A 25,284-nucleotide genomic window follows, 5' to 3' on the forward strand; every position below is an offset into this window, starting at 1 on the left:
AGCCCCGCACCCGAACGAGGAACGACAACGCCATGGCCACCGCCCCCACCTCGACCGCAACCCTGCGCGCCCACGCGGAGCAGCTCATCCGCGGCCGCCGCGCCATCCGCGCCTTCCGTCCCGACCCCGTGCCGCAGGAAACCCTCCGCGCCGTGTTCTCCCTCGCAGGCGCGGCGCCCTCCAACTCCAACACCCAGCCCTGGCATGCCGAGGTGGTCAGCGGCGCCGCCCGCGACCGGCTCAGCGCGGACCTCCTCACCGCCCACGCCGCCGCGCACAGGACTCCCGACTTCCCCTATCGCGACGACATGTACAGCGACCTCCACCAGAAGCGCCGCAGCGCGGCAGGCGCCGCCATGTACGACGCCCTGGGCATCCACCGCGCCGACCACACGGCCCGCGCCGCGTACGACGCCGAGAGCCTCAACTTCTACGGTGCCCCGCACGTCGCCCTGCTGTTCCTGCCGCCCACAGCCGAGGTCCGGATGGCTGCCGACATCGGCATGTACGCCCAGACGCTGCTCCTGGCCCTGACGGCGTATGGCATAGCGAGCTGCCCGCAGGGCCTCCTCAGCTTCTACGCCGACACGGTGCGCCGCTCCCTGGGCGTCGCGGAGGACCGCAAACTGCTGCTCGGCGTCTCCTTCGGCTACGCGGAACCATCCGCTCCGGTGAACGGCATCACCATCCCCCGCGCGGACCTGAGCGAGACGACCCGTTTCACCGAATAGAACCGAGCGGATCGGAGAAACGGCGCCCATGATGTCGAGCAGGGAACAGGCTCACTCGTCGGCGGACGGTGTGCTTGCCGGGGCTTCGCCGATGCCGTCGTCGAACGTGATGGTGAGGGGAGCCGCGCCGCAGGGACCGGCCCGGCGCAGTTCTTCGGCGATGCGGTCGTAGAAGCCGGTCGCCATGGCCCAGGTGCCGTCGAGGTGATGGGCCCGGCCCGTCTCACGGAGGCAGATGAGGACGCCGATGAGCGAACGGCCGGAGAGGACTGCGCTGACACGGCCGTTGCCCTCGTCCGTGACGGTGGGAGTGCTGCCGAAGTGCTCGTGTCGCCCCGCCCGTTCGGCCACGAATTCCCAGGCGTCCCGGTGGCAGACCAGGAAGACGCTGCCCACCTTGGACGCCCTGAGCATCAGCGCGCCATGGGCCACGGGCTCGGACGGCTGCGGGGACTCGCCGGCGGGGCCGCCGGAAAGGTCGTGGGCCGCGTACTCCCTTGCCTCTCGGACGAGTTGATCCACGGGCTCGGGAGTGGGACCTGCTTCTCCGTCAGGTGACGGCTCGGGGGAGGCCGCCGGATCAGGAGGTGTCTCCAGCGCCTCCACGGGGCGCTCCTCCACAACGGGGGCGGGCATTCCCTGAGCCGGGTGCGTCGTGCGCCGCACGAGTTCGTCGAGGGATTCCTGGAACGCGGCCACGGCATCCCGGATGCCCTGCATCTCCTGCCGTGTCGCCGCCACGGCCGTGGTCGCGTCGGTGAGGGCGGTGCAGGTGCCACGGACGTGGTCGCGGGTCTCGCGCTCACCGTCGTGGAGCGCGGCGGTTTCCGTGGTGAGGGCCTGGTGCAGCTCTCTGCGGGTTTCGTCGAGGCGTTGACTGAGTGCTGCGACATCGTCGGTCAGTGCTTTGCGGGTGTCGACGAGGGCTGTCATGAGGTCGTTGTTGCGCGCCACAGGCACTCCGTACGGGGCGTGATCGATCAAGTCCGTTCGTAGTCTGCCCAGGTGAATCGCCCGCTGATGCGGTTACTGCACATCAAGCCGCGGTCGGGCCGAAAGCCGTCCCGCACGCCTGATCGAGGGGTGCGGCCGGGGCTGCACATGACGCTGTCGGTGCAGACAGCGGGGCCGAAGCCGGCGCATTCCAGGGCTGGTTGCGTCGCGTTCAGGGAGGTGCGGTGGCGGGGGCCGTGCGGATGAGCGTCTGCGCGCGACGGGGGGATTCGGCAGCGCGGGGGCGCGGCGCGTGGGGGGGCGCCTGGGCAGCCCGAGCTCATCCCGCCCCTCGCCCGCGCCGCGAGCACGGTCGGGTGGCCGGCCTCTTCACGGAGGCCCACAAGTCCCCGGAGCAGGCGCTGAGCGACGGCAGCAACAGTCTCGCCCTGGAGCGGCTCCCGTCGCTGCTCACGGACCTGACGGCGCCGGACCGGACCGTCAGGGCACCCGATGCACGCCGCGACGTACTCCCCGGGCCCCCGTCGGCTGCTCCCGCCCGCCCCACCCCACGGACACACAAGAGCCCATGATGAGCGCGGTGTTGGGGATCATCCCGGCCCGATCCGAATCGACCCGGCCGCCGGGAGAGTCCTGTGTGACATCGGGGGCCTGACCGTGATCGAGCACGTCTGGCGCCGGGCGTCGCAGGCCCGCCACCTGGACAGCTGGTCCTCCTGGCCGCCGTCACCCTGCTCGCGACACCGGAAGCTTCCCGCCTCGGGGGGCCTGCCCCGTCACGTTGCGGCCCGGCCTCCCTCAACTGCCGCTACCCGGCGAACCGTTCGACCACGGTGACACAGGAACCGAATGGAAGGACGCCCCTCGTCACGAGCGGGATGACGAGCGAACGATCGGCGCGAATCGACGCCGGCGAGAGTCAGCGCCATCAGCCGGCGCCATCGGCGGGGGTCGGCCTCCCGACCCCCGTCACGCGAGGTCAAGAGGCCGACCGTGATGCCACCCGCTTCGGGCGATCCCCCGCGTCGCCCGAATCAGGTGGCTCGGCCGGATCCCGTGCCTCGGGCAGACGGGCATCCGGCGACGCCCCGAGTATACTGGCTCCGAGCCAGTCAACGCAGGAGTTACAGCATGTCCCCCCGCAGCCCATCGGTCAATGAAGAGTTGCGGCGGCGTTCCCGCGAGCGGCTGCTCCAGGCGACCGTTGATCTTGTGGGTGAACGCGGATACGAGGCGACGACGCTCGGGGACATCGCGCAACGCGCGGGCGCGGCCCGCGGACTGATCTCGTACTACTTCCCCGGCAAGCGCCAGCTGCTGCAATCCGCCGTGCACCGGCTGATGCATCTCACGCTCCAGGAGGCGCTGGAACGGGAGCCGCGACCGGACGGGCCCTCGGCGGGGCGCGAGCTGTTGGCGCGGGCCATCGACGCGATCCTGGGGCTGACCCGCGATCATCCCTTGCTGATGCGGACCCACATGGCGGGGATCCTGACGGCCGACGGGTTCATCCAGTGCCCCGAGCAGCAGCGGCTGGCCCAGCTGCTGCGCGAGACGGTCGTGGCGTACGGCTCGACCGATCCGGACGCCGATTACCCACTGCTGCGCGCGCTGTTGATGGGCGCGGTGGTTCCCCTGCTGCTGCCCGGTGCACCCACACCGTTGCCCCGCCTGCGCGCCGAGCTCTTCCAACGGTACGGGCTGGCCTGGGAGTTGGGGTTCCCGCCGGACGCGTACCCGTCCGGCGGGATGCCGTCGCGCGACTCCGCTCCCTGATCCGGGCGGAAGACCCTAGCGTTTGTTGTGACGTGGCGCCAGGAATCCCGCGTCGCGGGCCGCGGCGATCAGTCTCAGTGACCGGCGCCGGCTGCGCCTGGTGGCGTCCATCACGGCCGCCACCGGATCCCGGCCGTCCCGCTGTGCCTGCCGATACGCGTCCGCCGCGGCCTTGCACCGCTCCCTGCCCCGCACGCGGACCGCACCTTGTACGGCCGCGGAATCCGGGGCACTTTCGACGACAGCGGCCGCCTCGGGCTCCGTAGCGACAGGGGTGCCGGCCTCGGGTACGGCAGCCGTTCCGGCGGAGGCGGTGGTGCCCGTAACGGTGTCACTGTTGGCATTCGTGTTGGTGTTGGTGCTGATGTCACTGTTGACGCCGGGGCCGTTGTTGGTGTCGACGCGTGGATCGGTGTCGGAGGTGGCGTCGGCAGGGTCGGTGGCGGGTGCGGCCCGTAGTTCTCCCGCGCCATATGTCGCGGCCGCTGCGGGAGCCGCGATTCCACCGGCCGCGACGGCCTCCCCTGCCGCCTCGTGCTCCTGGGCCGGCTCGGGACGGGGTTCCGGTTCCGGGGCGGGGTCCGGTGACCGTTCGCCTTCCGGCAGGGCCGCGGTCTGCGCCTGTGTCAGCGACTCACCCCGTGGCGTTGCCGGGGGTGCGGGTACTGGGCGTGGCCTGCGGGGGCGGCCTGTGGCGAGCCGGCAGGCGTCGTCGAGCGGGCCCTCGATCCAGTGGGCGAGGGCGGCGAAGCCGTCGAGCGCGAGCGGCGGGTCGGCGCGCAGGTCCTCCACCGTGATGGCGTCGTCCGAGACCGTGACCAGCACATCGATACGGGCGCCGTCGGCGAAGGTGAGGCGGGCGCTCACCCAGGGCGCCAAGGGGTCAGGCCGGGGCGACGACGGGGTGCCGAGGTCGGGGGCGCCGTTCGGACCGTCGGGGGGCGCGGCCGAGCCGTACGCTCGCAGCTCCCAAGTGGGCCACTCCGAAGCGTCACTGTGAGCTTTATATCGGTCATTAACGGTATAAAAGTCGCTTTCCGACACGAGGGAAACGTAGCGCCCAGCCCGCCCGGCCCAGTCCCGCGGCACGCTCATCGCACCGGGACAACCCCGATAGCGCAGCTCCCGCACGCGGCGCCCGGCGGTGCGATGCTGGGGGTACTTCGCGAGAGGGGCCACCCGTGCTTCGTGTCGCAGTGATCGGTTCCGGGCCGAGCGGTGTCTACACCGCCCAGTCCCTGATCGAGCAGCAGGCCGTACCGGACATCGAGGTATGCGTCCTCGACCGGCTGCCGTGCCCGTACGGCCTGGTCCGCTACGGCGTGGCTCCGGACCACGAGAAGATCAAATCGCTGCAGGGCACGCTGCGGAACGTGCTGGAACATCCCCGGGTGCGTTTCCTGGGGAATGTGGAGGTGGGCGCCGGAGGCGTGACGCCTGAGCAGCTGCGGGAGATCTTCCACGCGGTGGTCTTCTGTGTGGGCGCCGCCGCCGACCGGCGGCTCGGCATCCCCGGTGAGGGCCTGCCCGGCAGCCATGCGGCGACCGATTTCGTCTCCTGGTACAGCGCCCATCCGGACGCCGCGGAGACCCGCTTCGCGCTGACCGCACGGTCGGCGGTGGTCGTCGGCGTGGGGAATGTGGCGGTGGACGTGGCACGGATCCTGGCGCGCGGCGCCACCGACCTCGCCGGTACGGACATGCCGCAGAACGCCTTGCGGACGCTCGCAGGGAGCCGTGTGACGGACATCTGGATGGTCGGCCGCCGAGGGCCCTCCCAGGCCAGGTTCACCACCAAGGAGCTGCGGGAGCTGGGCGCGCTGCCGGGCGCCGAGGTCCGTGTGGACGTCGCCGAGCTGGCGCTGGATCCCGGGTTCCGCGATCCCGGTGCGCTGCCGGCCGCGGTCCGCCGCAATGTGGAGGTGCTCCGCGGCTGGTCACAGGGGACCGGGCCGGCGGATGGCGCGGCTGCGCGGCCCGGCGTACCGCGGCGGCGGATCCGTCTGCGGTTCTTCCTGCGTCCCGTCGAGGTGCTGGGTGACGCCGTCACGGGCGTGCGCGCCGTCCGCTTCGAGCGGACCGCGCCGGACGGGCACGGCGGGGTGACCGGCACCGGCGCGTACGAGGACATCGCTGCGCAGGTGGTGCTGCGTTCGGTCGGTTACCGGGGGACGCCGCAGCCGGGGCTGCCGTTCGACGAGGCGAGCGGGACCGTCCCGCACCGGGAGGGCAGGGTGCTGCGCGACGGCGTACCGTGCCCCGGTGTGTATGTGGCGGGCTGGATCAAGCGGGGCCCGACCGGGGTCATCGGCACCAACCGGCCGTGCGCGAAGCAGACCGCGGCGGCCCTGCTGGAGGACGCGGGCGCGCTCGCCGTGCGTACGGTGGCCAACGATCCGGTGGCCGCGCTGCGGCGGGCGGGGCAGGACCCGGTCCCCTGGTCCGGCTGGTTGCGCATCGAGGCGGCGGAGGCCGCGCTCGGCCGGCGGCTGGGGCGCGGCAGCGTCAAACTGGCGGACTGGGAGGGCCTGTTGGCGGCGGCGCGCACGGACGACGGCGGGGCCGCGGTGCGGTGAGACGCGCGGGCCCGGGTGTCCTGCGGGTCAGCCCGAGTGTCCCGTGGGGCAGGTGTTGCCCAGGCGTTCGGCCTGGAGGTCGGCCGCCCGGAGGATGCCGTCGATCAGGCCGGGGAAGAGGTCGTCGAGGTCCGTGCGGCGGAGCGCGTTCATCTTGGCGGTGCCCCGGTAGATCTGCTGGATGACGCCGTGTTCGCGCAGCACGCGGAAGTGGTGGGTACAGGTGGACTTGCTCACCGGCAGCTCGGTGTCCGCGCAGTTCAGCTCGCCGTCGGCGGCGGCCAGCCGGCAGACGATCCGCAGCCGCATCGGGTCGGCGAGCGCGTGGAGCACATCGGCCAGCCGGATGGCCTCGCGGCGGGGGTGCTCCAGCACCCGCGAGCCGCTCGGGACGCCGGCAGGCGTCGTATCGGTCTGCATGGCGGCTCCTGACGTGCGGCTACGAGGTTCTGCGGGCCGGATCGGTCCGCACCCGTCTCCATTGTACGAGGAGCATCGTAGTTCGGAGTCCGCTGCCCTGCGGTGCCCGTGAACCGCGACTCGCGGCGGGCCCGGCCCGGTGGGCGGCGAGTCGTCTGCCGCTTGGCGTCCGGTGAAGGGCGAGGCCCCGTCCCGTATCGCTCTGTCCGACGCGCGCGGGCGGGGCTGGGCGGGCTGTGAGACAACGGAAGGGGGATACCGGCGGACGTGCGCGAACGAGGGGTGATGACGTGGTGGTCAGCTCGCACAGTGGACGGCCGGCGGTCGGGCCCGAGCGCCGGGGCGCGGCGCGGCCGTGCGGGGGTGCGTCATGAGCGGGGCCGGGCACCAGGCCGTGGCCCGCCGCCTCACGGAGCGGCACGGCAGGACGTACGCGGTGGATGCGGGCATCCGCATGAAGGACACCCCGCAGCCCCTTTACCAGCTGCTGGTGCTGTCGTCCCTGCTCAGCGCCCGAATCCGGGCGTCGGTCGCGGTGTCGGCCGCGCGGCAGCTGTTCGCGGCGGGATTGCGGGCGCCGGGGTCGATGGCGTCGGCCACCTGGCAGCAGCGCGTCGACGCGCTCGGCGAGGGCGGCTACCGGCGCTACGACGAGCGCACGGCGACCCAGCTCGGCACCGGTGCCGAGCTGTTGCGGGACGGGTACCGGGGCGATCTGCGGCGGATGCGGGACGCGGTGGACGGCGACCGCGCGGCGCTGCGCGGGGCGTTGCAGGAGGTGCCGGGGATCGGTCCCGCGGGGTCCGCCATCTTCCTCCGTGAAGTGCAGGGTGTATGGCAGGAGTTCGCGCCGTTCCTCGATGAGAAGGCCCTCCGGGGCGCCGGGCGGCTGGGGCTGCCCGAGGACCCCGCGAAGCTGGCCGGGCTGGTGGGTGCCGGGGAGATCGCGGGGTTCGCGGCCGGGCTCGTCCGGGCGGCACTGGACCAGCACGTGGTGGATGACGTGCGGGAGGCGAGCGGTTGAGGCGTGCGGACACGGCGCCGGCAGGGGCTCGTCTCCGTCAGCCGTCCCAGGTCCACTCGACGACCTCCGGCAGGTCCGTACCGTGCTCCCGGATCCAGGCGTGGTGCCGGGTGCGGACGTCGGCCATGGCCTGGCGGACGGCGATGGCGCGGCCGCCGAGGCCCGGCACCCGGTCGACGGCGTCCATCACCAGCCGGTACCGGTCGAGGTCGTTGCGGACCACCATGTCGAAGGGTGTGGTCGTCGTGCCCTCCTCCTTGTAGCCGCGCACATGCAGCTGCTCGTGCCCGGAGCGCCGGTAGGTGAGCCGGTGGATCAGCCAGGGGTAGCCGTGGTAGGCGAAGATGACCGGTGTGTCGCGGGTGAAGACGGCGTCGTACTCGAAGTCCGGCATGCCGTGCGGGTGTTCGTCGTGCGGCAGCAGGCGCGCCAGGTCCACGACGTTGACGACCCGGACCGCGAGATCCGGAAGGTGCCGGCGCAGCAGGGACGCGGCGGCGAGGGTCTCCTGGGTGGGCACGTCGCCGGCGCAGGCCAGGACGACGTCGGGGTCACGGCTGCCGTTCTCCGTACCGGCCCATTCCCAGACGCCGACGCCGCGCGCGCAGTGCGCACGGGCCTCGTCCAGCGACAGCCAGTCGAAGCTCGGCTGTTTGCCCGCCACGATCACATTGACGTAGTCGCGGGAGCGCAGCGCATGATCGGCCACGGACAGCAGGGTGTTGGCGTCCGGCGGCAGGTAGACGCGGACGACTTCGGGGCTCTTGTTCAGGACGTGGTCGACGAAGCCGGGGTCCTGGTGGGAGAAGCCGTTGTGGTCCTGGCGCCACACGTGCGAGGTGAGCAGGTAGTTGAGGGAGGCGATGGGGCGGCGCCAGGGCAGCCGACGGGCGGTCTTGAGCCATTTGATGTGCTGGTTGACCATCGAGTCGACGATGTGCGCGAAGGCCTCGTAACTGGCGAAGAGACCGTGCCTGCCGGTCAGGAGATAGCCCTCAAGCTACCCTTGGCACAGGTGCTCCGAAAGCACCTCCATGACCCGCCCGTCCCGGGACAGGTGCTCGTCGGACGCGAGGAATTCGGCCTGCCATGCCTTGCCGGTGGCTTCGTACAGCGCCTCCAGCCGGTTCGACGCGGTCTCGTCCGGGCCGACGACGCGGAAGTCGCGCCGCCCGGCGGTCGCCGCCATCACGCGCTCCAGGAGGCCGCAGAGCACCCGGGTCGGTTCGTGCAGCTCCTTACCGGGGGCGTCGACGCGCACCGCGTGGCGTTCCAGCGGCGGGATCGGCAGGTCGCGTACGAGCAGGCCGCCGTTGGCGTGCGGGGACGCGCCGAGCCGGCGGTTGCCGTCCGGCACGCAGGCGAGCACCTCCGGCCGCGGCCGGCCCTCGGCGTCGAAGAGTTCCTCCGGCCGGTAGGACCGCAGCCATGCCTCCAGCTGCCGCAGATGGCCGACGTCCTCACGGACGTCGGACAGCGGGACCTGGTGGGCGCGCCAGGTGCCTTCGACGGGCCTCCCGTCGACCTCGTGCGGGCCGGTCCACCCCTTGGGCGTACGGAGCACGATCATGGGCCAGCGGGGGCGGTCGGTCGCCCCTTCCTTGCGGGCGCGGCGCTGTGCGCGAGCGATGCGATCCAGGGCACGGTCCATGGCTGCGGCCATCGCGCGGTGGACCGTCTCGGGGTCGTCGCCGGTGACGTGGATCGGCTCGTGGCCCACGCCGCGCAGCAGTGCGTCGAGTTCGTCCTCGGGGATACGGGCGAGGACCGCGGGGTTGGCGATCTTGTAGCCGTTGAGGTGCAGGATCGGCAGCACGGCGCCGTCGTGCACCGGGTCGAGGAACTTGTCGGCGTGCCAGGATGCCGCGAGCGGACCCGTCTCGGCCTCGCCGTCACCGATCACGCAGGCCACGAGCAGTCCGGGGTTGTCGAACGCCGCGCCGTACGCATGGGCGAGGGAATAGCCGAGTTCGCCACCTTCATGGATCGATCCGGGCGTCTCGGGGGCGACGTGGCTGGGCACCCCGCCGGGGAACGAGAACTGCCGGAACAGCTCCGCCATGCCCGCCCCGTCCCGGCTCACGTCCGGGTAGGTCTCCGTGTAGGTCCCGTCCAGCCAGGAGTTCGCCAGCACGGCCGGACCGCCGTGCCCCGGCCCCCAGACGCACAGGGCGTCCAGACCACGGGCCTTGATGACGCGGTTGAGGTGCGTGTGCACGAGGTTGAGCCCGGGCGACGTGCCCCAGTGGCCGAGCAGCCGCGGCTTGATGTGGTCCGGGCGCAGCGGCTCCTGGAGGAGGGGGTTGGCTCTCAGGTAGATCTGCCCGGCGGCAAGGTAGTTGGCCGCTCGCCAGTGCGCCTGCAACTCCCCCAGTTCCTCGGGGGCGAGGACACTCGCCACGGTGGCTTTCTCCTGTGGGGTGGGCATAGGAGGAATCTCCTGGGGGGGGGGGGGGTGGGGCTCCGGAGGCGGTGGTTGGTGGTCGGTGGAGGTGTGCCGAGTGGGGGACGGTCAGAGAGTGTGTGGTGCCGGAAGGAGTTTCTGCTCTGTCCGACAGGAGAACGGTTCCTGATGGCGCTCCTGTTGGCTGCCGCCGATTTGCACCTGGGCGACCTTGGTGAAGGCCGTTTCGGTGAAACCCTCCTCGGTGCGGGCGTGTACTCCTTCCACGAACGTGTCGGCGTCGTCGCCGCAGGGGACGGCATCAGCGACGCATGGTCGACGTATCGGCGACGTCCTTCCAGCCGTACGAACCGGGTAGCCTCGCCGAATCCGGCGACATGGGACGCGCCCTTCATCGGCCTCCGGATTCGCGGCGGGTCCGGCTCGGCACCCGTTCCGCACCGGCTCGTTCCACACCCGTCCTTCCGCCGCGCGGCGTTCGCGGGCTACCCGTGAGCCTTGTGGTGAAGTCCGGCCGTCGGCGGCACCACGAGCCCGCTCGTCGGCCCGGGGCGGAGTCCGGGCGGCTGTCCAGCCGACGCCTGCGCCCGTCCAGCCGTCCTTGCTTCCGGCCGTCCGTTCCACCCTGTGCCACGCGGATCGTGGCCACAACTCGGACGGGGCGTGGTCTCCGTACCTGCCCCGCGGCGTCGGAACGGAGAGGGCGGCACGGGTCCGTTGGGAGCGGAGGGCCCGGCATCGCTGCGGAGCACCGGTCGGCGCGGGCAGGGTGATCCGTCCCGGCCCCGGCCGCCCGTCCGACTCATCCGCCCCGTCCGGCTGGTCCGCCCCGTCCCGTCCGTCCGGCTCAGTCGGGAGGCTCGGGCGCACCAGGTTCCGGTTCCCGTTCCGGGTCGTGGTCCGGTCGAGGTCCGGGTTCCCTGCCGGGCTGCTGGTCCGGCTCAGGGGGTTGTGGCCCCCGGGGCTGGGGTTCGCGGGGAATGGGGCCCGGTCCGCTGGGCACGGGGGCCGGCCCTCCGGGAGACGGTTCGGTGGTCATCATTCTTCCTTCCTCCCTGCGATACCTCGCGGCTTCGCGGCCGTCGACCCCTATCACGGAGCCACTCACCACGCCGCTCGCACGTGCCCGAAGCGGTTCAGCACGCAGGGTGTTTCAGCGGGCCGTCCCTCCCGGTTTCCCGGTGCCCGGCGATCCACACGTCACGTACACGGGGCATCTCGGCTCCGCCCCCTCATGCCCGGCCCGACGATCCGCATCCCGCGGCCCGGCCCCGCACGGCGTCTCCCCACATGCTCCGGTCTCCCCCTCCCCTCCCCACCTCTCGCCGCCGGCCACCCGCGACCGCTGCCCCCGCCCCGCCCGCACCACGACCTCCCCACTACGGTCCACGCCACGCCCCCGCACGCCTGGGCTTAAGATCTCGCCGAACGGGTACCCCGGCCCGCATGAGCAACACGGAGAGCGTGCGGGCGGGTCGCCGCACGGTGGAGATCCACCGGCCGGAGAAGGTGCTGTTCCCCGACGACGGCTTCACCAAGGCCGATCTCATCGGCTACTACCGGCAAGTGGCGACGTACATGCTCCCTCACCTGCGGGGCAGGCCACTGATGCTGGAGCGCCTTCCCGAGGGGCTTGGCGGTCCGCACTTCATGCAGAAAGACACCCCCGATCACTACCCGGACTGGATCCGGCGGGCCGAGGTCGGCAAGGAAGGCGGCACGGTCACCCACACCGTCTGCGACAGCACGGCCGCTCTGCTGTTCCTCGCCGACCAGGCATGCATCACCCTGCACCGCTGGCCCGCTCGCGCCGACCGCCCGCGGCGCCCGGACCGGCTGATCTTCGATCTGGACCCGCCGGGTACCGACTTCGAGCCGGTCCGCCACGCCGCCCGGCAGGTCCGCGCTCTCCTCGAAGAACTCTGCCTGCCGGCCACCCTGATGACGACCGGATCCAAGGGACTGCACATCACGGTCCCGCTCACCGGCAACGCGGACTTCGACACCTCCCGACTCCTCGCGAAGGACATGGCCGACGTGCTCGCGCAGCGCCACCCCGAGCACCTCACCACCGCGGTACGCAAGGACGCCCGCGGCGGCCGCCTCTATCTCGACATGCAGCGCAACAGCTACGCGCAGACCGCCGTCGCGCCCTGGTCCGTACGGGCGAAGCCGGGCGGTCCCATCGCCACCCCGATCACCTGGGATCTGCTCGACGATCCCGAACTCACCCCCCGGAGCTGGTCGTTGAAGGACGTGGACGCGGTGCTGGCACAGGCCCGCTCCGATCCCTGGACGGGTGTGCTCCGCCACGGGCGTTCTCTGCGCACCGCCCGTAAGCGACTCGACGCGTTGCGCTGACGGCGCCGCGCCCGCCCCCTCTCACACTCCGCAGCCCTCGCCCGAGCCGTCCGTTGCGGGAGCCGGCAGGCCCATCGGGTTCGGGAACGGCAGGGTGCCGGCGGCCAGGACGCGATGAGCCACGGGTCTCAGCTCACGCAAGAGCCGGTCGGCTTCGGCCTCCGGGAGCGGGCGCAGCAGCCGTGCCGCGAGCCGGTTCGTCGAATCCTCGATCCGGGCCCGCTCCGCCGCGCCACGTCCCGTCGCGCCGCCCTGCCCGTCCACCAGGCCGCGGGACCGCAGCCGTTCCTCCGCCGCCGCCCACTCCTCCTCGCTCCACCCGCGGTCCTGCCGCATGGTGTCCCTGGGCACCCTGCCGCAGGCGACGGCGAGCACCAGCGCCTCGCATCCGTCCAAGCCGTGGTCGGCGAGCACGGCCAGATGCGCGTCACCTCTGAACTCGCGTAGCGCAGTGGCCAGTTGCCACAGCGCTTCCACCGGGTCGGCGCGGTCGCACAGTGGGCGGTTCGCCGCGAACAGCGGGCGGGCGAGGGCCGGCGCGTCCTCCACCATCGTCCGGAGTGCGGGCGTCACCCGGCCCGCGGATGCCTCGACCGCCGGGTCGATCGCGCGCAGGGCGCCGGCCGCGCTACGGGCCCGCGCATCCAGGACACGCGCAGGGGCAACCGACTGCCAGGCCGCGGGCAGGGAGCGGGCGAGCATTCCGGGGGCGAAGACTCCGAGTATCGCCGTGGCGAGCGTGGCGTCCACGGCGCCCAGCGGGGCCGTGCGGGCGGCGAAGTACCCCATCCAGAAGCCCTTGAGGCCGATGGCCCTGCCCAGGCCCCGGCAGCCCTCGTCGAAGTAACTGACCGCGTGCAGCGGCTCGGTCAGCAGCCACAGTGCCCGCGCCGTCTGCCGCGGCACCTGCGCGTGACCGTCCTCTTGCCTCTGCGCTTGCCCTTGCACGATTCCCCCGCCTCCCTGCTGATGTGCGTCTTCGCAGCTCCATCGCCTCGCACGTTACCGTCGCGTACATCGCCGCCGGAACAGGTACCGGCGAAGGTCAGGGCAGACTCGGGGATCGCCCTGAGACAGCGGCGGTTCGGGCGGGCGCGATGCCAGGGAATTTTCCGGGCGCCGAGGGGAACTCGCCGCCCCGCCCGGTCAGACCGTGAACCGGTCCGGATCGGCGGCCGCCCAGTCGCGCTCCCACTCCTCCGGCGGCTCGGCCAGCAACTGCCCGGGGCTGAGCCACGCGTACAGCTCTCCGTACGAGCGGACGGTCAGCGGATCCAGGCGCCGGCGCAGCTGGTGCGGGCCGAGTTCGCCGGGGGACCGTACTCCCATGGCCGCCATGATCTGCAGGGCGCTGCGGACCGTGGCCTCCTGGTAGCGGTGCACCCGCCGGAATTTGTCGTCGACGTCGAGTGCCCGTGCGCGCCGGGCATCCTGGGTGGTCACGCCGACGGGGCAGGTGTTGGTGTGGCAGCGCTGGGCCTGGATGCAGCCGACGGCGAACATCATCGCGCGGGCCGCGTTGGTGTAATCGGCGCCTTGCAGCAGCCGTTTGACGAGGTCGGCGCCGGTGGCGACCTTGCCGCTCGCGCCGAGCTTGATGCGGTCCCGCAGGCCGGTCCCTACCAGGGCGTTGTGGACGGTGATCAGGCCCTCGGTCAGCGGGGTGCCCAGGTGGTCGGCGAATTCCAGCGGCGCCGCGCCGGTGCCGCCCTCCGCGCCGTCGACGACGATGAAGTCCGGCGCGACGTCCTCCTCCAGCATCGCCTTGCAGACCGCGAGGAACTGGCTCCTGGAACCGACGCAGAGCTTGAAACCGGTGGGTTTGCCGCCCGCCAACTCGCGCATCCCGGCGAGGAACCGGACCAGCTCGCGGGGCGTGCTGAACACCCGGTGGTAGGGCGGCGACACCACGGTCCGGCCTTCGGTTACCTCGCGGACCCGGGCGATCTCGGCGTTCACCTTGCGGCCGGGCAGGACGCCCCCGATGCCGGGTTTGGCGCCTTGGGACAGCTTGAGCGACACGCATTTCACGTGGTCGTGCGCCGCCTTGTCGGCGAACACGCGGGGGTCGAAGCCGCCATCCGGGGTCCGGCAGCCGAAGTATCCGGTGCCCAGCTCCCACACGAGGTCGCCGCCGTGCCTCAGGTGGTACTCGGAGATGCCGCCCTCCCCGGTGTCGTGCGCGAACCCACCTTGTGCGGCCCCCTTGTTGAGGGCCAGGATCGCGTTGGCGGACAGCGACCCGAAGCTCATCGCCGAGACGTTGAGCAGGGCCATGTCGTAGGGCCTGGTGCAGTCGGGGCCGCCGATACGGACGCGGGGCGGCTCGTCGGGGACCGGCTGCGGAGCGATGGACGGCACCAGGAATTCGTATCCCGCTACGTAGACGTCCCGTTCGGTGCCGAACGCCTCCTCGGCCTCGGTGCCCTTGGCGCGCTGGTAGACGATGCTGCGCACGTCGCGGTCGAAGGGGCGGCCGTCAAAGCTCCGTTCGACGAAGTACTGCTGCATCTCCGGCCGGATGCGCTCCATCACGTACCGGAGATGGCCCACCACGGGGTAGTTGCGCAGCACCGAGTGCTTGCGTTGCAGCAGGTCCCCCACGCCGATCACGGCCGGCAGCAGCAGGAAGGCGGCGGGCAGCCACCACCACGCTGAGAACAGTACGGCCGCCGCCACGGCAGCCAGGGCGGCGCATACGGTCAGTGCGACACATGCCAGTCGGAACATCTGGCGAGTCAACCGCACGTCCCCGCTGTGGCACCGGGTGCGGCACGCCGGTCTTCTTCGGCGGGGAGACGGTACGTCGCGTGGAGCGGCTGTCCACGGGCGAAGGCGCCGGGCCGCGCGGGTGTCAGGGCTGCGGGGCGAGGGCCTGCTCGCGTACGTAGTCGCACGATCTGCGGAGCAGCCGGGAGACGTGCATCTGCGAGACGCCGACGCGGGAGGCGATCTCGCTCTGCGTCAGGCCCATGAAGAACCGCAGGTAGAGAATGCGGCGCTCGCGCTCGGGCAGCATACGCAGGCCCGGGGCGGCGGCCTCCCGGTCGTCGACGAGTCCCAGGGCCGGGTCCTCCTGGCCGACGAGGTCGCCGAGCGTCTGCTGGGTGCCCTCGCCGCCGAGCGGACGCTCCAGGGAGAGGGCGGTGAAGGTCTTCTGCGCGTCCAGGCCGATCAGCACGTCGTCGTAGGACATGCCGGTGTGGGCCGCGACGTCCTGGACGGTGATTGCGGCGTGTCCGGGGCGTACGGAGAGCTCCAGCCGGGCGCGGTGCACCTGGGCGCGCAGTTCCTGGGCGCGCCTAGGGACGTGCACGGCCCACAGGTCGTCCCGGAAGTGCCGCTTGATCTCGCCGATGATCGTGGGGACGGCGAAGGCACCGAACGCCGTACCGGCCTGCGGGTCGAAGCGGTCGATGGCCTTGAGCAGGCCGAGGGCGGCGACCTGGCGCAGGTCTTCGTCGCTCTCCCCGCGGCCGCTGTACCGCCTGGCCAGGCGGTGGGACATCGGCAGCCATGCGCAGACGATCTCCTCGCGCAGCCGCTGCCTGCGGGGGCCGTCCGGCAAGGTGGCCAGTTCGTGGAAGGCGGCGCTGGTGTCCGGATCCAGTTGCGGATGCCGGCCGGGTCGGGCAGATGCCGGATTCCGGCCGGGCGTGGTAGGAGAAGCCATCCCGCACACCGCCTTCCGATCGGTGGTCCCGCAGCCGCGGCAGCCTTCCGGCCTGCCCGTTCCCTCACTTGGTTCCCGTTTCGTCCCTTCCACTCTGCAACAGTCCCGCAGCCTGCGCGACAGGGTCGTGACCGAGGTCGGCCGACGACTGTGGAATGGCCTCCGAGCAGGGCGTTCGCCGCTGTGGGACGCTGTGGAACGGTGCGGGGAGTGGGCTGGAACGAACGGGCTGCGCCCCTTGGGCCCCCGGGACGGCCCGCCCCCGGGCGGCGTCGCGCAGGGTGACCGTGACGGCCGGAGCGGGTTCGAGGTGCCGAAGCGGGCGTGCCCTGGTTCGCTGAGGGTGGGTGCCATCCCATCCATCCGAGGAGTGATCATGAGCGGCGACGAAACGCGCGGCCGGCTCCAGCAGATGCGCGAGAAGGCGCAGCAGCTGGAGGAGGAGGCCCAGCGCACCAATGATCCCGACAAGCGCGAGCGGCTCAAGGCCAAGGCCCAGAAGCTGCAGAGCAGGAGCGAGCAGGAGAGCGGCATGGGCAGCGGGGACATCCACCCCTCGCTCTGACGCTGCCCACCCGCTCCGGCCCCGCCGTGAGCACGCACGCGACCGGCGGCCTCCGTTCCGTCAAACCTGGGAACGGAGGCCGCCGGCCGCGTGTATGCGCGAGACGTACGGAGAGCAGCTCGGCGCCCCGTGCCGCGCCGGTCACCGACTCCCGCTGTCGGCCGCCGCCTCCTGCTCCTGCGTCGCTTCGGACACCGTGAAGAGCGCCCCCTCGTGGTCGCTGATCACTGCCCGGTGGCCGGAACCGCCCGCCACCGGGGCCGTCGACCGCACGGCGCCGCCGGCCGCCACCGCCGCGGCCGTCACCGCTTCGAGGTCCCTGACCCGGAAGTGCACGTGCCAGCGGGGCCGCATCTGCGGGTCGGGCGCCTCCTCCACACCGCCGCCCCGCAACGCTGCGACCAGGTGCTGCTCCTGCCGGACGATGACCTGGTCGTGCTCGTAGGTGACATCGCAGCCGCCCGGCTCCGTAGTGGCCCAGTCGAAGACCTCCGCGTAGAAGATGGCGGCCGCGAACGCGTCGCGGGTGCGGAGTTCCAGGAACACCGGGGCGCTGCCGTGGCCGACCGACCAGCGGAGTGTCTGGCCTTCCCAGAACCCGAAGACCGCACCGTCGCGGTCGGCCGCAAGGGCTGCCCGCCCGGTGCCGAATTCGAGCGGGCCGACGGCGACCGTGGCACCGCGTTCCCTGACCCGCCCCGCGACGTCGTCGGCGCTGTCGACCGCGAAGTACGGGGTCCATGCCACGGCGCCCCGGAGTCGGTCGGAGAGCTGCGCCATCCCGGCGACCGGCCGCCCGCCGTCCAGGGCGACGCAGAATTCGTCACCCAGGCTCCCCTGGCGGAAGCGCCAGCCGAGGACGTCGGCATAGAAGTCCTGGGCCGCCCGGAGGTTGCGGGACATCAGGTGCACCCAGCAGGGCGCGCCGTGCACGGGGACGATGTGCCCGCTGCCGACGGGTGTGCGGTGTTCTGCGGTCGTCATGGTGGGCGTCTCCCTTCCCGGACGGGCCGTGGAACCGGACGGGGCCGTGGGGCGCGGCTGATGCTGTCGAGCGGCGGGCGGTCCGGGTGGCACGGGTCGGAGCATCCTGCGCGCGCCGCCTGGTGGCCGCGCCGCAGCTTGCGGGCCGCGGGCCCGTCTTCGACGGTACGCCCCCGGCCTGCCCACGGCCCGCTCGCGCGAGCGGGCCGGCTGCGCGACCGCTCCTCGGTGACCGTCCGCAACGGCTTTTCCGTCGCCCGACTGGCCGAAGCTCCGTCCTCGTCGGCGGCCTCCCGGCCCGGACCCCGGCCTCGCTCAAACGGGGCGTGAACCTCTGCGTGCGTGAACCTCTGCGTACTGACGCTCATCCTCGGAGCGGCCCCCACCGGGGCGCACATCGGGCCCCGCATCGGTACGCCCCGCAGGCCCGCGGAGTGGCGGGGGCCCCGGGCCACAGCGGCACTCCCGGTGGCCCGCCGCCCGGACCGGTTCATGCCGTGCGCCGGGATGCGATCTCGCCGTATCCGGAGTCCGATGGAGGCACCCGGGCACGCACGCAGAGCCCGCGGGGGCGAACTCAAGATCCGCCGAACAGCTCATCGGGACGCCGAGCACGGAAGGGATCCCGTCGAATACCACGATTCCTCTCAGGTCAGGATGACGTGCGCCGGCGGTCGAAGCCAAGATCAGGCGCGAGCCGGTGGAAAAGGCGCCGGTGAAAAAGGGCCGGGAGGCACGGCAGAAACCGGTCACCGGCAATGCGTCCGAGGCGCGCCTGAGATGGTGCGATATGCGCCCGACGGGAATGTCTCGGGATGCGGTGGGAATGCGGCCCTGAGTGGACGGAATGATGCACCACCGAGAGGACGGACAGCATGCAGATCGCGTTTCTGGTGGCCCCCGAAGGGGTCGAGCAGGTCGAATTGACCGAGCCGTGGCAGGCCGTCGTCGATGCCGGTGCCGTGCCGCATCTGGTATCCACCGCTCCCGGGTCCGTGCAAGCCTTCCATCACCTGGACAAGGCGGACACCTTCACCGTGAACCGGACGCTGGACAAGGCGCAGGTCGAGGATTACGACGGCCTGGTGCTGCCCGGCGGCGTGGCCAATCCGGACGAGCTGCGCATGGACGAGCGGGCCGTCGCCTTCGCGCGTGGATTCTTCGGGGCGGGAAAGCCGGTCGCGGCCATCTGCCATGCCCCGTGGACGCTGGTGGAGGCCGATGTGGTGCGCGGCCGCACGCTCACCTCGTGGCCCAGCCTGGCGACCGATATCCGCAATGCGGGCGGCACCTGGGTCGACGAGCGGGTGAAAGTCTGCACCGACGGGCCCAACACCCTTGTCACCAGCCGCAAACCGGACGACCTCAAGGCGTTCTGCACCACGCTCGTGAACGAACTGGGCGCCGGGCGGCGGTAATGCGGAGTCGGCTGCGCGCGGACGGTCCGCCGCTGTACGGAACATCCAACGGCTGCGCCGGCACACGGTGTTAGCTCGAATGAATAACGGGCACCCGGTGAAAGAGAGGGCGCGCCGGGGAGATGGAATACCGGCGCGACATCAATTCAGCTCAGTTCTCGTGAATCCGGAGGAAACCATGGTCATGGAGCACGGCGCGGACAAGACCGGGCCCGCCAGGGACGACGTGATGAAGAAGCAATTGCGGGCAGAATTGACGGCGGACCGGTCGCTGCGGGCGGTGGAGGAACGGGAACTCCAGCCCGCGGGTGAGGACCAGCCGGAAGTGGCCCGAGCGCCCGACACCGTGTTCCGGGGCGGAACTCCGTTCGGCATGACCGAGGAGGACGTCGGCATACGTTCGGAACTCGCCCAGCATCTCGGCCGCAGCATTTATCCGGCCGACAAACCCACCGTCATCAACAAACTCCGGCGGGACCACGCACCGGACCGGCTGGTCGCCCTCGCGGAACGGCTCCCGGCGGACGAGCTGTATCCGAACGTCCAGACCATCGCCGAATCCCTGGGTCTTGCGACGGAACACCGCCGGAGCTGAAGCGTCGCCCGGTCACCGGCCGGGCCGGCGCGCGGACCGGCCGTACGCGGCGGCGGAGAGAGTGAGGTGCGGCGCGATATGCGGTACTTCGACCGTCGGCATGCCGGGGAGGCCGTCGCCACCCGGTGTCTCGCGCTGATGCGGACCGGCGGGTTCACCGCCCCACTGGTGCTGGCGCTGCCGCGCGGCGGCGTTCCGGTGGGGGCGGAGGTCGCGCGGGCTCTCGGGGCTCCGCTGGATGTGCTCGTGGCCCGCAAGATCGGTGTTCCCGGCCGGCCCGAGGTCGGCGTCGGGGCCCTCGTCGACGACGAACCGCCGGTCTTCGACACGGCGGCGCTGGCCGTGCTCGGCCTGTCCGAGGAGCGGCTCGCCCCCGATGTCGAACGGGAACGGGCCGAGCTGCACCGGCGCGAGGCGGCCTACCGGGCGGGCCGGCCCCCGCTGAACGTGACCGGCGCCGTGGTCCTGCTGGTCGACGACGGGCTCGCCACGGGTGCCACGGCCCGCGCGGCGCTGCGCCATCTGCGGCGGTTGCGGCCCGCCCGCCTGATTCTCGCCGTGCCCGTGGGCGATGCCGCTGCGGCTGCGGCGCTGTGCGAGGAGGCGGACGATGTTGTCTGTGTCCACCAGCCGCAGCATTTTCACGCGGTGGGCGAGTGGTATCTCGATTTCGACCAGGTGCAGGACACGGAAGTCATCGGCATTCTGCGTGGGTTCGGCACCGCAGCGTGAGACCACCGACGCACCCGGAGAAGGAGGGCGGCATGTCCGACAACGCGATGGGCGACGAGGTGTACCAGCCCTCCGCGTCCGATCCCCAGGACAATCCTGACGATCTGGATATGGAGGACGCACTAGACGAGCCGGGACTCGACGAGATGCTGGACGAGGGCTATTCGCCGCCCGAGCGCCCGCTCGCGGTGAACCGCGGGACGACGGCGCAGGAGCAGCACGACGGGGAAACCCTCGACCAGCGGCTGGCCGAGGAGAACCCGGATGTCGCGCTGCCCGACGGCGACGGCATCGGCGACCTGCCGGACGACGGCGAGGCGTTCGACGACCAGGTCGGCGGCGAGCGGGCCGGGCGACTGGTCGGCGCGGACGAAGGGTACCCGCGGCACACCAACGACGTCGTCGCCCACGATGTCGGCATCGACGGCGGTGCCGCGTCGGCCGAAGAGGCCGCGGTCCATGTCTGCCCGGACTCCGTCGGGAGCACGGACGACAGGTGAGCCGCCCCATGGCCGACCCGCCTCCCGGCGTTGCGGTGTGACTCACCGGCCGTCATCGGACTCATCGGCGGCATCGGCCACCACCTGCCTGAGCGTCCGGCCGCTGCGTACCGAGCGGGCGCGCATCGGGTCGGGCGCCCCGTGGTGGGCCGCGTGCGTGTCGTTCTCCTTGACCAGCAGCCAGGATTCCCGGTCGCCCGGTTCCTCACCGGTACGGAACCGGGTGAGCGCATAGCCGCCGTGCAGCTTCGTGCCGTCGAGCCAGAAGGCGGCGTGCCCCCTCTCCAGGGCCTCGGCGAAGCTGCCCGCCCGGTCCTTGCGCTTACCGGGGAGCGGCCGGTAGGTGCCCTGGTCCCAGACGATCACCGGGCCCGCGCCGTACTCCCCGGGGGCGATGACGCCCTCGAACTCCCGGTAGTCGAGCGGATGGTCCTCGGTGGGCACGGCGAGGCGCTTGTCGTGCGGGTCGGCGGACGGGCCCTTCGGCACGGACCAGGACTTCAGGACCCCGTCGACCTCCAGGCGGAAGTCGAAGTGCATCCGGCGCGCGTCATGGATCTGCACGACGAAGCAGGGCTGATCGCCGGAGGTCGCCGGCCGGCCGCGCGGTTCACGCGTCCGGTCGAAGTGCCGCTTGCCGTGGTAGGCCGCCAGGCTGTCGGCGGCGCCGTCGTCCTCCGCGCCGGCCTTCTCGCTCACGTCCGTCCCCTCTCCGCGTCCGTTCCGACCCCCAGGCCCATGTTTGCGCCGGTGCGCGGGCGCGGCTACCGCAGGACGTTGCGGGCGCACGAGGCCCGTGACGCAGGGCGGAACGACCGGCCCGCCACGGCACGCCCCCACTTCCCCGGGAGGAAACATGCCCCTCGCGAAGATCCGCACCATCGTCCTGGACTGCCCCGAGCCGCTGGCCCTCGCCGAGTTCTCCGCAGGAGTGCTGGGCGGCGAGGTGAAGGGCGGCGCCGACGCCGACTGGGTCGACCTCTTCGTGGACGGGACCGTCCGCCTGTCGTTCCAGCGCGCGAACGGCTTCGTACCGCCGGGCTGGCCGCGCGCCGAGCACTCGCAGCAGCTTCATCTGGACCTGGACGTCGACGACTTGGAGGCCCGCGAGGCCGAGGTCCTGGCGCTCGGCGCGAGGGCGCTCGACCTGGAGGACGAGGGCGGCGAGCGGGACTTCCGGGTCTACGCGGATCCGGTGGGACACCCGTTCTGCCTGATCAGGCCGTAGTCCGAGGCTGCGGTCCGGGGCGTCACGCCGATCCCGGCCTCCCTCACGTCAGCGCGGCTCGTACGAGAAACATCGTAGTTTGACACTCAGCGTATTACGGCGTTTATCGTATGAGGGCGGGCTCGATCGGAGCCCGCACGTCGTGAGGTACAGGAGCCAGCCGTGAGCGCACTGTTCGAGCCCATCCGTCTTCGGTCGCTGACCATCCCGAACCGCATCTGGATGGCTCCCATGTGCCAGTATTCGGCGGCCCCCGAGGGCCCCGCGGAGGGAGTGCCCGGTGACTGGCACTTCCAGCACCTGGCGGCCCGCGCGGCGGGCGGCACCGGACTCATCCTCACCGAGGCGACCGCGGTCAGCCCGGAGGGGCGCATCAGCCCGTACGACCTGGGGCTGTGGAACGACACCCAGACCGAGGCGTTCCGACGGATCACGGCCTTCCTGAAGTCGCAGGGAACCGTGCCCGGCATCCAGATCGCGCACGCCGGGCGCAAGGCGTCGACCGAGCGGATGTGGGTCAACCGCGGCGGGGCGATCCACGCCGACGAGCCGTACGGCTGGACGCCCCTCGCCCCGAGCCCGGTGCCGTTCGACAACGGCGCACCGACCCCGGAGGAGCTGTCCACCGCACAGATCGACGAGATCGTCGGGCAGTTCGCCGCCACTGCCCGCAGGGCCCGCGAGGCCGGCTTCGACGTCGTCGAGATACACGGCGCGCACGGCTACCTGATCAACCAGTTCCTCTCCCCCTTCACCAACCGGCGCACCGACGAATACGGCGGGTCCTACGAGAACCGGACGCGCTTCGCACTGCGGGTCGTGGACGCCGTACGGGAGGTGTGGCCCGACGAACTGCCGGTCTTCTTCAGGATTTCGGCCACCGACTGGCTCTCCGAGAACGACGACGATGCGCGCGAGGGCTGGACGGCCGATGACACCGTCCGCTTCGCCGCGGACCTGAAGGCGCACGGCGTCGACCTGCTGGACACCTCCACGGGCGGCAACGCGCCGAACGCCAGGATCGAGGCGGTTCCCGGCTACCAGGTGCCGTTCGCCGAGCGGGTCAAGAAGGAGACCGGGCTGCCGGTGGGCGCCGTGGGCCTGATCACCGAGGCGCGGCAGGCCGAGCAGATCGTCGCGGACGGACAGGCCGACGCCGTGCTGCTCGGCCGGGAGCTGCTGCGGTCGCCGAGCTTCGCCCTGCAGGCGGCCCGCGAGCTGGGGACCGGCATCCGCGTACCCGAGCAGTACCAGCGAGCCGTCTGAGGCGGCCGGCGCCAGGCCGGCGCGCGTCGCACCGGCGGTCGGTGCGACGCGCGCCCTCCGCGTGGCGGCGGTACGTGGCTCTCCGGTGTCGTTTCCCTCGGGCCGCGGCCGTGTGACCTGCGCCGATGCCGTTTCGGGACGCCGTTGTCAGTGGTCAGGTGCAGACTGACGGCATCTGAGACAACGGCGTCCCGGAGGTGTTGGGGCATGACTGACGTACTACTCGCAGTGGGCACTCGCAAGGGCCTCTTCGTCGGCCGGCGAAGAGGCCGCGACTGGGAATTGAGCGGCCCGCATTTCCCCGCGCAGGCCGTGTACTCCCTCGGGATCGACACCCGGCGCGCTGCCCCGCGCCTGCTGGCCGGGGCGGACAGTCCGCACTGGGGGCCTTCCGTCTTCCACTCCGACGACCTCGGCGAAAGCTGGCAGGAGCCGGCCAGACCCGCGGTCACGTACCCGGAATACACCGGCACTTCGCTGGAGCGGGTGTGGCAGCTGCATCCGGCGGGGCCCGCGGCCCCCGATGTGATCTACGCCGGCACGGAACCCGGTGGCCTGTTCCGGTCCGACGACGGCGGCGAGACCTTCGCCATGGTCCGGTCACTGTGGGACCACCCCAGCCGGAAGCACTGGATGCCGGGCGGCGGCGGGCTCGCCGTGCACACCGTCATCACGGACCCGCGCGACGCGGACGCGGTGACGGTCGCGGTGTCGGCGGCCGGTGTCTTCCGCAGCACGGACGGCGGGGCCACCTGGGATCCGTCGAACAACGGCGTGAAGGCGGTCTTCCTGCCGGACCAGCACCCGGAGTTCGGTCAGTGCGTGCACAAAATCGCCCAGGACCCGGTGGACCGCGACCGGCTGTACCTGCAGAACCACTGGGGCGTCTACCGCAGCGACGACGCCGGCGTCAGGTGGACGGACATCGGCGCGGGGCTGCCCTCCGACTTCGGCTTCGCCGTGGCCGCCCATCCGCGTGCCGCGAACACCGCCTACCTCTGCCCCATCACCGCCGACATGGACCGGGTGCCCGCCGGACACCGCTGCCGGGTGTACCGCACGTCCGACGCCGGGGCCGACTGGGAGCCGCTCTCCCACGGCCTGCCGGAGGAGGACCACTACGGCACGGTGCTGCGGGACGCCCTGTGCGTCGATGACTCCGACCCCGCAGGGGTGTACTTCGGCAACCGTAACGGCGAGGTCTACGCCAGCGCGGACGACGGCGACAGCTGGCGGCAGCTCGCCTCGCACCTGCCCGATGTGCTGTGCGTGCGGGCGGCCGCCATGACGTGAGCGAGCGGCGGGCCGACTATCGGCAAGCGGGCGGGGCCAGGGGGGGAGGGGCCACGGATTGATATCGGAGGACGCTGGGCCAGTAGGGTGATCCCGTGGCTGCACGACCTCTACAAGACATTGTCGAACCGGGATGGGCCAAGGCACTTGAGCCCGTCGCCGGACGGATCGCCTCGATGGGCGACTTCCTGCGGGCGGAGATCGCCGCGGGACGTACGTACCTCCCGGCAGGCAGCAATGTGCTGCGCGCCTTTCAGCAACCGTTCGACGACGTACGGGTGCTGATCGTCGGACAGGATCCGTACCCGACGCCGGGGCACGCGGTGGGGCTGAGTTTCTCCGTCGCGCCGGACGTCCGGCCGTTGCCCGGGAGTCTGGAGAACATCTTCCGCGAGATGCACTCCGACCTCGGCCTTCCCCGGCCGTCCAACGGCGACCTGACCCCCTGGACCAGACAGGGCGTACTCCTCCTGAACAGAGCGCTGACGACCGCGCCCCGCAAACCGGCGGCGCATCGGGGCAAGGGCTGGGAGGAGGTCACCGAGCAGGCGATCCGCGCACTGGTCGGCCGCGACCGCCCGCTCGTCGCGGTTCTGTGGGGCCGTGACGCGCGCAATCTGCGTCCGCTGCTCGGCAATCTGCCGGCCGTCGAGTCGGCGCACCCCTCCCCCATGTCCGCCGATCGCGGGTTCTTCGGCTCCCGTCCCTTCAGCCGCGTCAACGACCTTCTGGTGCGGCAGGGAGCCCAGCCGGTGGACTGGAAGCTGCCCTGATGCCGGGCGGT

General features: G+C 71.9%; 24 protein-coding genes and 1 pseudogene. 16 read left to right on the forward strand and 9 right to left on the reverse strand.

The window, feature by feature from the left end; genetic code table 11:
• Nucleotides 1-32: 32 nt before the first annotated feature.
• Nucleotides 33-731 (forward strand): nitroreductase, encoded by a 699-nt coding sequence (locus LIU39_RS02140; protein ID WP_227043902.1) that lies wholly within the window; start codon nt 33-35, stop codon nt 729-731.
• Between the two features lie 51 nt (nt 732-782).
• On the opposite strand, the gene LIU39_RS02145 is transcribed toward LIU39_RS02140, so the two are convergent.
• A complete protein-coding gene (locus tag LIU39_RS02145; protein ID WP_227043903.1) occupies nt 783-1,685 on the reverse strand; it encodes a hypothetical protein in 903 nt (300 codons plus the stop codon).
• Nucleotides 1,686-2,041: 356 nt separating this feature from the next.
• Between LIU39_RS02145 and LIU39_RS02150 the strand changes: the two genes are divergently transcribed.
• Together LIU39_RS02150 and LIU39_RS02155 are read left to right on the forward strand one after the other, a co-directional pair.
• On the forward strand, nt 2,042-2,257 hold the full coding sequence (locus LIU39_RS02150) for a hypothetical protein (protein ID WP_227043904.1): 216 nt from the start codon (nt 2,042-2,044) through the stop codon (nt 2,255-2,257).
• A 559-nt stretch (nt 2,258-2,816) separates the two neighbouring features.
• On the forward strand, nt 2,817-3,461 hold the full coding sequence (locus LIU39_RS02155) for a TetR/AcrR family transcriptional regulator (protein ID WP_227043906.1): 645 nt from the start codon (nt 2,817-2,819) through the stop codon (nt 3,459-3,461).
• A gap of 15 nt (nt 3,462-3,476) precedes the next feature.
• On the opposite strand, the gene LIU39_RS02160 is transcribed toward LIU39_RS02155, so the two are convergent.
• Nucleotides 3,477-4,328 (reverse strand): DUF6214 family protein, encoded by an 852-nt coding sequence (locus tag LIU39_RS02160; protein WP_372463773.1) that lies wholly within the window; start codon nt 4,326-4,328, stop codon nt 3,477-3,479.
• A gap of 314 nt (nt 4,329-4,642) precedes the next feature.
• Between LIU39_RS02160 and LIU39_RS02165 the strand changes: the two genes are divergently transcribed.
• Nucleotides 4,643-6,037, forward strand: coding sequence for an FAD-dependent oxidoreductase (locus LIU39_RS02165; RefSeq protein ID WP_227043912.1), 1,395 nt, complete (start codon nt 4,643-4,645; stop codon nt 6,035-6,037).
• A gap of 27 nt (nt 6,038-6,064) precedes the next feature.
• Here LIU39_RS02165 and LIU39_RS02170 read toward each other — a convergent pair whose 3' ends face one another.
• Nucleotides 6,065-6,457: an ArsR/SmtB family transcription factor gene (locus LIU39_RS02170; protein WP_227043915.1), complete on the reverse strand. Its 393-nt coding sequence runs from the start codon at nt 6,455-6,457 to the stop codon at nt 6,065-6,067.
• A 370-nt stretch (nt 6,458-6,827) separates the two neighbouring features.
• On the opposite strand from LIU39_RS02170, the gene LIU39_RS02175 reads away from it, so the two are divergent.
• Nucleotides 6,828-7,481 (forward strand): HhH-GDP family DNA glycosylase, encoded by a 654-nt coding sequence (locus LIU39_RS02175; protein WP_227043916.1) that lies wholly within the window; start codon nt 6,828-6,830, stop codon nt 7,479-7,481.
• 37 nt (nt 7,482-7,518) lie between these two features.
• On the opposite strand, the pseudogene LIU39_RS02180 reads toward LIU39_RS02175, so the two are convergent.
• Nucleotides 7,519-9,909 (reverse strand): annotated as a pseudogene (locus tag LIU39_RS02180) (phosphoketolase family protein).
• A gap of 144 nt (nt 9,910-10,053) precedes the next feature.
• Here LIU39_RS02180 and LIU39_RS02185 point away from each other — a divergent pair.
• Entirely contained in the window at nt 10,054-10,380 is a 327-nt protein-coding gene (locus LIU39_RS02185) for a hypothetical protein (protein ID WP_227043919.1), read from the forward strand.
• Between the two features lie 951 nt (nt 10,381-11,331).
• Complete coding sequence (gene ligD / locus LIU39_RS02190; protein WP_227043922.1) at nt 11,332-12,246, forward strand: non-homologous end-joining DNA ligase; 915 nt, start codon at nt 11,332-11,334, stop codon at nt 12,244-12,246.
• A 21-nt stretch (nt 12,247-12,267) separates the two neighbouring features.
• Here ligD and LIU39_RS02195 read toward each other — a convergent pair whose 3' ends face one another.
• The 3 genes from LIU39_RS02195 to LIU39_RS02205 all read right to left on the reverse strand — a co-directional run bounded on the left by LIU39_RS02195 (nt 12,268) and on the right by LIU39_RS02205 (nt 15,919).
• Nucleotides 12,268-13,152, reverse strand: a complete 885-nt coding sequence (locus LIU39_RS02195) for an SCO6745 family protein (RefSeq protein ID WP_227043924.1) — start codon at nt 13,150-13,152, stop codon at nt 12,268-12,270.
• Between the two features lie 240 nt (nt 13,153-13,392).
• Nucleotides 13,393-14,976, reverse strand: a complete 1,584-nt coding sequence (locus tag LIU39_RS02200; protein ID WP_227043926.1) for an FMN-binding glutamate synthase family protein — start codon at nt 14,974-14,976, stop codon at nt 13,393-13,395.
• Between the two features lie 124 nt (nt 14,977-15,100).
• The gene (locus LIU39_RS02205) at nt 15,101-15,919 is read right to left on the reverse strand and encodes a SigB/SigF/SigG family RNA polymerase sigma factor (RefSeq protein WP_227043928.1); all 819 of its coding nucleotides are present in this window, start codon (nt 15,917-15,919) and stop codon (nt 15,101-15,103) included.
• A 376-nt stretch (nt 15,920-16,295) separates the two neighbouring features.
• On the opposite strand from LIU39_RS02205, the gene LIU39_RS02210 reads away from it, so the two are divergent.
• Nucleotides 16,296-16,484, forward strand: a complete 189-nt coding sequence (locus LIU39_RS02210) for a DUF6381 family protein (RefSeq protein WP_227043929.1) — start codon at nt 16,296-16,298, stop codon at nt 16,482-16,484.
• Nucleotides 16,485-16,625: 141 nt separating this feature from the next.
• Here the strand turns inward: LIU39_RS02210 and LIU39_RS02215 are convergent, their stop codons facing one another.
• Nucleotides 16,626-17,468 (reverse strand): VOC family protein, encoded by an 843-nt coding sequence (locus tag LIU39_RS02215; protein ID WP_227044224.1) that lies wholly within the window; start codon nt 17,466-17,468, stop codon nt 16,626-16,628.
• A gap of 875 nt (nt 17,469-18,343) precedes the next feature.
• On the opposite strand from LIU39_RS02215, the gene LIU39_RS02220 reads away from it, so the two are divergent.
• The 4 genes from LIU39_RS02220 to LIU39_RS02235 all read left to right on the forward strand — a co-directional run bounded on the left by LIU39_RS02220 (nt 18,344) and on the right by LIU39_RS02235 (nt 20,713).
• Nucleotides 18,344-18,886: a type 1 glutamine amidotransferase domain-containing protein gene (locus tag LIU39_RS02220; RefSeq protein ID WP_227043931.1), complete on the forward strand. Its 543-nt coding sequence runs from the start codon at nt 18,344-18,346 to the stop codon at nt 18,884-18,886.
• Between the two features lie 178 nt (nt 18,887-19,064).
• Nucleotides 19,065-19,481 carry a DUF2795 domain-containing protein gene (locus LIU39_RS02225; RefSeq protein ID WP_227044226.1) on the forward strand — a complete coding sequence of 139 codons (417 nt, stop codon included), beginning with the start codon at nt 19,065-19,067 and terminating at the stop codon, nt 19,479-19,481.
• A gap of 78 nt (nt 19,482-19,559) precedes the next feature.
• On the forward strand, nt 19,560-20,213 hold the full coding sequence (locus LIU39_RS02230; protein ID WP_227043933.1) for a phosphoribosyltransferase: 654 nt from the start codon (nt 19,560-19,562) through the stop codon (nt 20,211-20,213).
• Between the two features lie 32 nt (nt 20,214-20,245).
• On the forward strand, nt 20,246-20,713 hold the full coding sequence (locus LIU39_RS02235; protein ID WP_227043935.1) for a DUF5709 domain-containing protein: 468 nt from the start codon (nt 20,246-20,248) through the stop codon (nt 20,711-20,713).
• 42 nt (nt 20,714-20,755) lie between these two features.
• Here the strand turns inward: LIU39_RS02235 and LIU39_RS02240 are convergent, their stop codons facing one another.
• A complete protein-coding gene (locus LIU39_RS02240; protein ID WP_227043937.1) occupies nt 20,756-21,412 on the reverse strand; it encodes a DNA polymerase ligase N-terminal domain-containing protein in 657 nt (218 codons plus the stop codon).
• Nucleotides 21,413-21,569: 157 nt separating this feature from the next.
• Here LIU39_RS02240 and LIU39_RS02245 point away from each other — a divergent pair, with 157 nt between their 5' ends.
• The 4 genes from LIU39_RS02245 to LIU39_RS02260 all read left to right on the forward strand — a co-directional run bounded on the left by LIU39_RS02245 (nt 21,570) and on the right by LIU39_RS02260 (nt 25,273).
• Nucleotides 21,570-21,941 carry a VOC family protein gene (locus tag LIU39_RS02245; RefSeq protein ID WP_227043939.1) on the forward strand — a complete coding sequence of 124 codons (372 nt, stop codon included), beginning with the start codon at nt 21,570-21,572 and terminating at the stop codon, nt 21,939-21,941.
• A gap of 162 nt (nt 21,942-22,103) precedes the next feature.
• Nucleotides 22,104-23,207 carry an NADH:flavin oxidoreductase/NADH oxidase gene (locus tag LIU39_RS02250; protein ID WP_227043940.1) on the forward strand — a complete coding sequence of 368 codons (1,104 nt, stop codon included), beginning with the start codon at nt 22,104-22,106 and terminating at the stop codon, nt 23,205-23,207.
• A 207-nt stretch (nt 23,208-23,414) separates the two neighbouring features.
• Nucleotides 23,415-24,500, forward strand: coding sequence for a WD40/YVTN/BNR-like repeat-containing protein (locus LIU39_RS02255; RefSeq protein WP_227043942.1), 1,086 nt, complete (start codon nt 23,415-23,417; stop codon nt 24,498-24,500).
• A gap of 95 nt (nt 24,501-24,595) precedes the next feature.
• Nucleotides 24,596-25,273 (forward strand): uracil-DNA glycosylase, encoded by a 678-nt coding sequence (locus LIU39_RS02260; RefSeq protein WP_227043944.1) that lies wholly within the window; start codon nt 24,596-24,598, stop codon nt 25,271-25,273.
• Nucleotides 25,274-25,284: the final 11 nt, after the last annotated feature.

Source organism: Streptomyces pinistramenti (assembly GCF_020564935.1).
Classification (GTDB): Bacteria; Actinomycetota; Actinomycetes; order Streptomycetales; family Streptomycetaceae; genus Streptomyces; species Streptomyces pinistramenti.

Coding starts and splice junctions, on each gene's coding strand:
- LIU39_RS02155 (WP_227043906.1), top strand. CDS start 2,817: ATGTCCCCCCGCAGCCCATCGGTCAATGAAGAGTTGCGGCGGCGTTCC.
- LIU39_RS02215 (WP_227044224.1), bottom strand. CDS start 17,468: ATGACGACCGCAGAACACCGCACACCCGTCGGCAGCGGGCACATCGTC.
- LIU39_RS02245 (WP_227043939.1), top strand. CDS start 21,570: ATGCCCCTCGCGAAGATCCGCACCATCGTCCTGGACTGCCCCGAGCCG.
- LIU39_RS02255 (WP_227043942.1), top strand. CDS start 23,415: ATGACTGACGTACTACTCGCAGTGGGCACTCGCAAGGGCCTCTTCGTC.
- LIU39_RS02175 (WP_227043916.1), top strand. CDS start 6,828: ATGAGCGGGGCCGGGCACCAGGCCGTGGCCCGCCGCCTCACGGAGCGG.
- LIU39_RS02220 (WP_227043931.1), top strand. CDS start 18,344: ATGCAGATCGCGTTTCTGGTGGCCCCCGAAGGGGTCGAGCAGGTCGAA.
- ligD (WP_227043922.1), top strand. CDS start 11,332: ATGAGCAACACGGAGAGCGTGCGGGCGGGTCGCCGCACGGTGGAGATC.
- LIU39_RS02235 (WP_227043935.1), top strand. CDS start 20,246: ATGTCCGACAACGCGATGGGCGACGAGGTGTACCAGCCCTCCGCGTCC.
- LIU39_RS02140 (WP_227043902.1), top strand. CDS start 33: ATGGCCACCGCCCCCACCTCGACCGCAACCCTGCGCGCCCACGCGGAG.
- LIU39_RS02225 (WP_227044226.1), top strand. CDS start 19,065: ATGGTCATGGAGCACGGCGCGGACAAGACCGGGCCCGCCAGGGACGAC.
- LIU39_RS02170 (WP_227043915.1), bottom strand. CDS start 6,457: ATGCAGACCGATACGACGCCTGCCGGCGTCCCGAGCGGCTCGCGGGTG.
- LIU39_RS02200 (WP_227043926.1), bottom strand. CDS start 14,976: ATGTTCCGACTGGCATGTGTCGCACTGACCGTATGCGCCGCCCTGGCT.
- LIU39_RS02210 (WP_227043929.1), top strand. CDS start 16,296: ATGAGCGGCGACGAAACGCGCGGCCGGCTCCAGCAGATGCGCGAGAAG.
- LIU39_RS02185 (WP_227043919.1), top strand. CDS start 10,054: ATGGCGCTCCTGTTGGCTGCCGCCGATTTGCACCTGGGCGACCTTGGT.
- LIU39_RS02230 (WP_227043933.1), top strand. CDS start 19,560: ATGCGGTACTTCGACCGTCGGCATGCCGGGGAGGCCGTCGCCACCCGG.
- LIU39_RS02205 (WP_227043928.1), bottom strand. CDS start 15,919: ATGGCTTCTCCTACCACGCCCGGCCGGAATCCGGCATCTGCCCGACCC.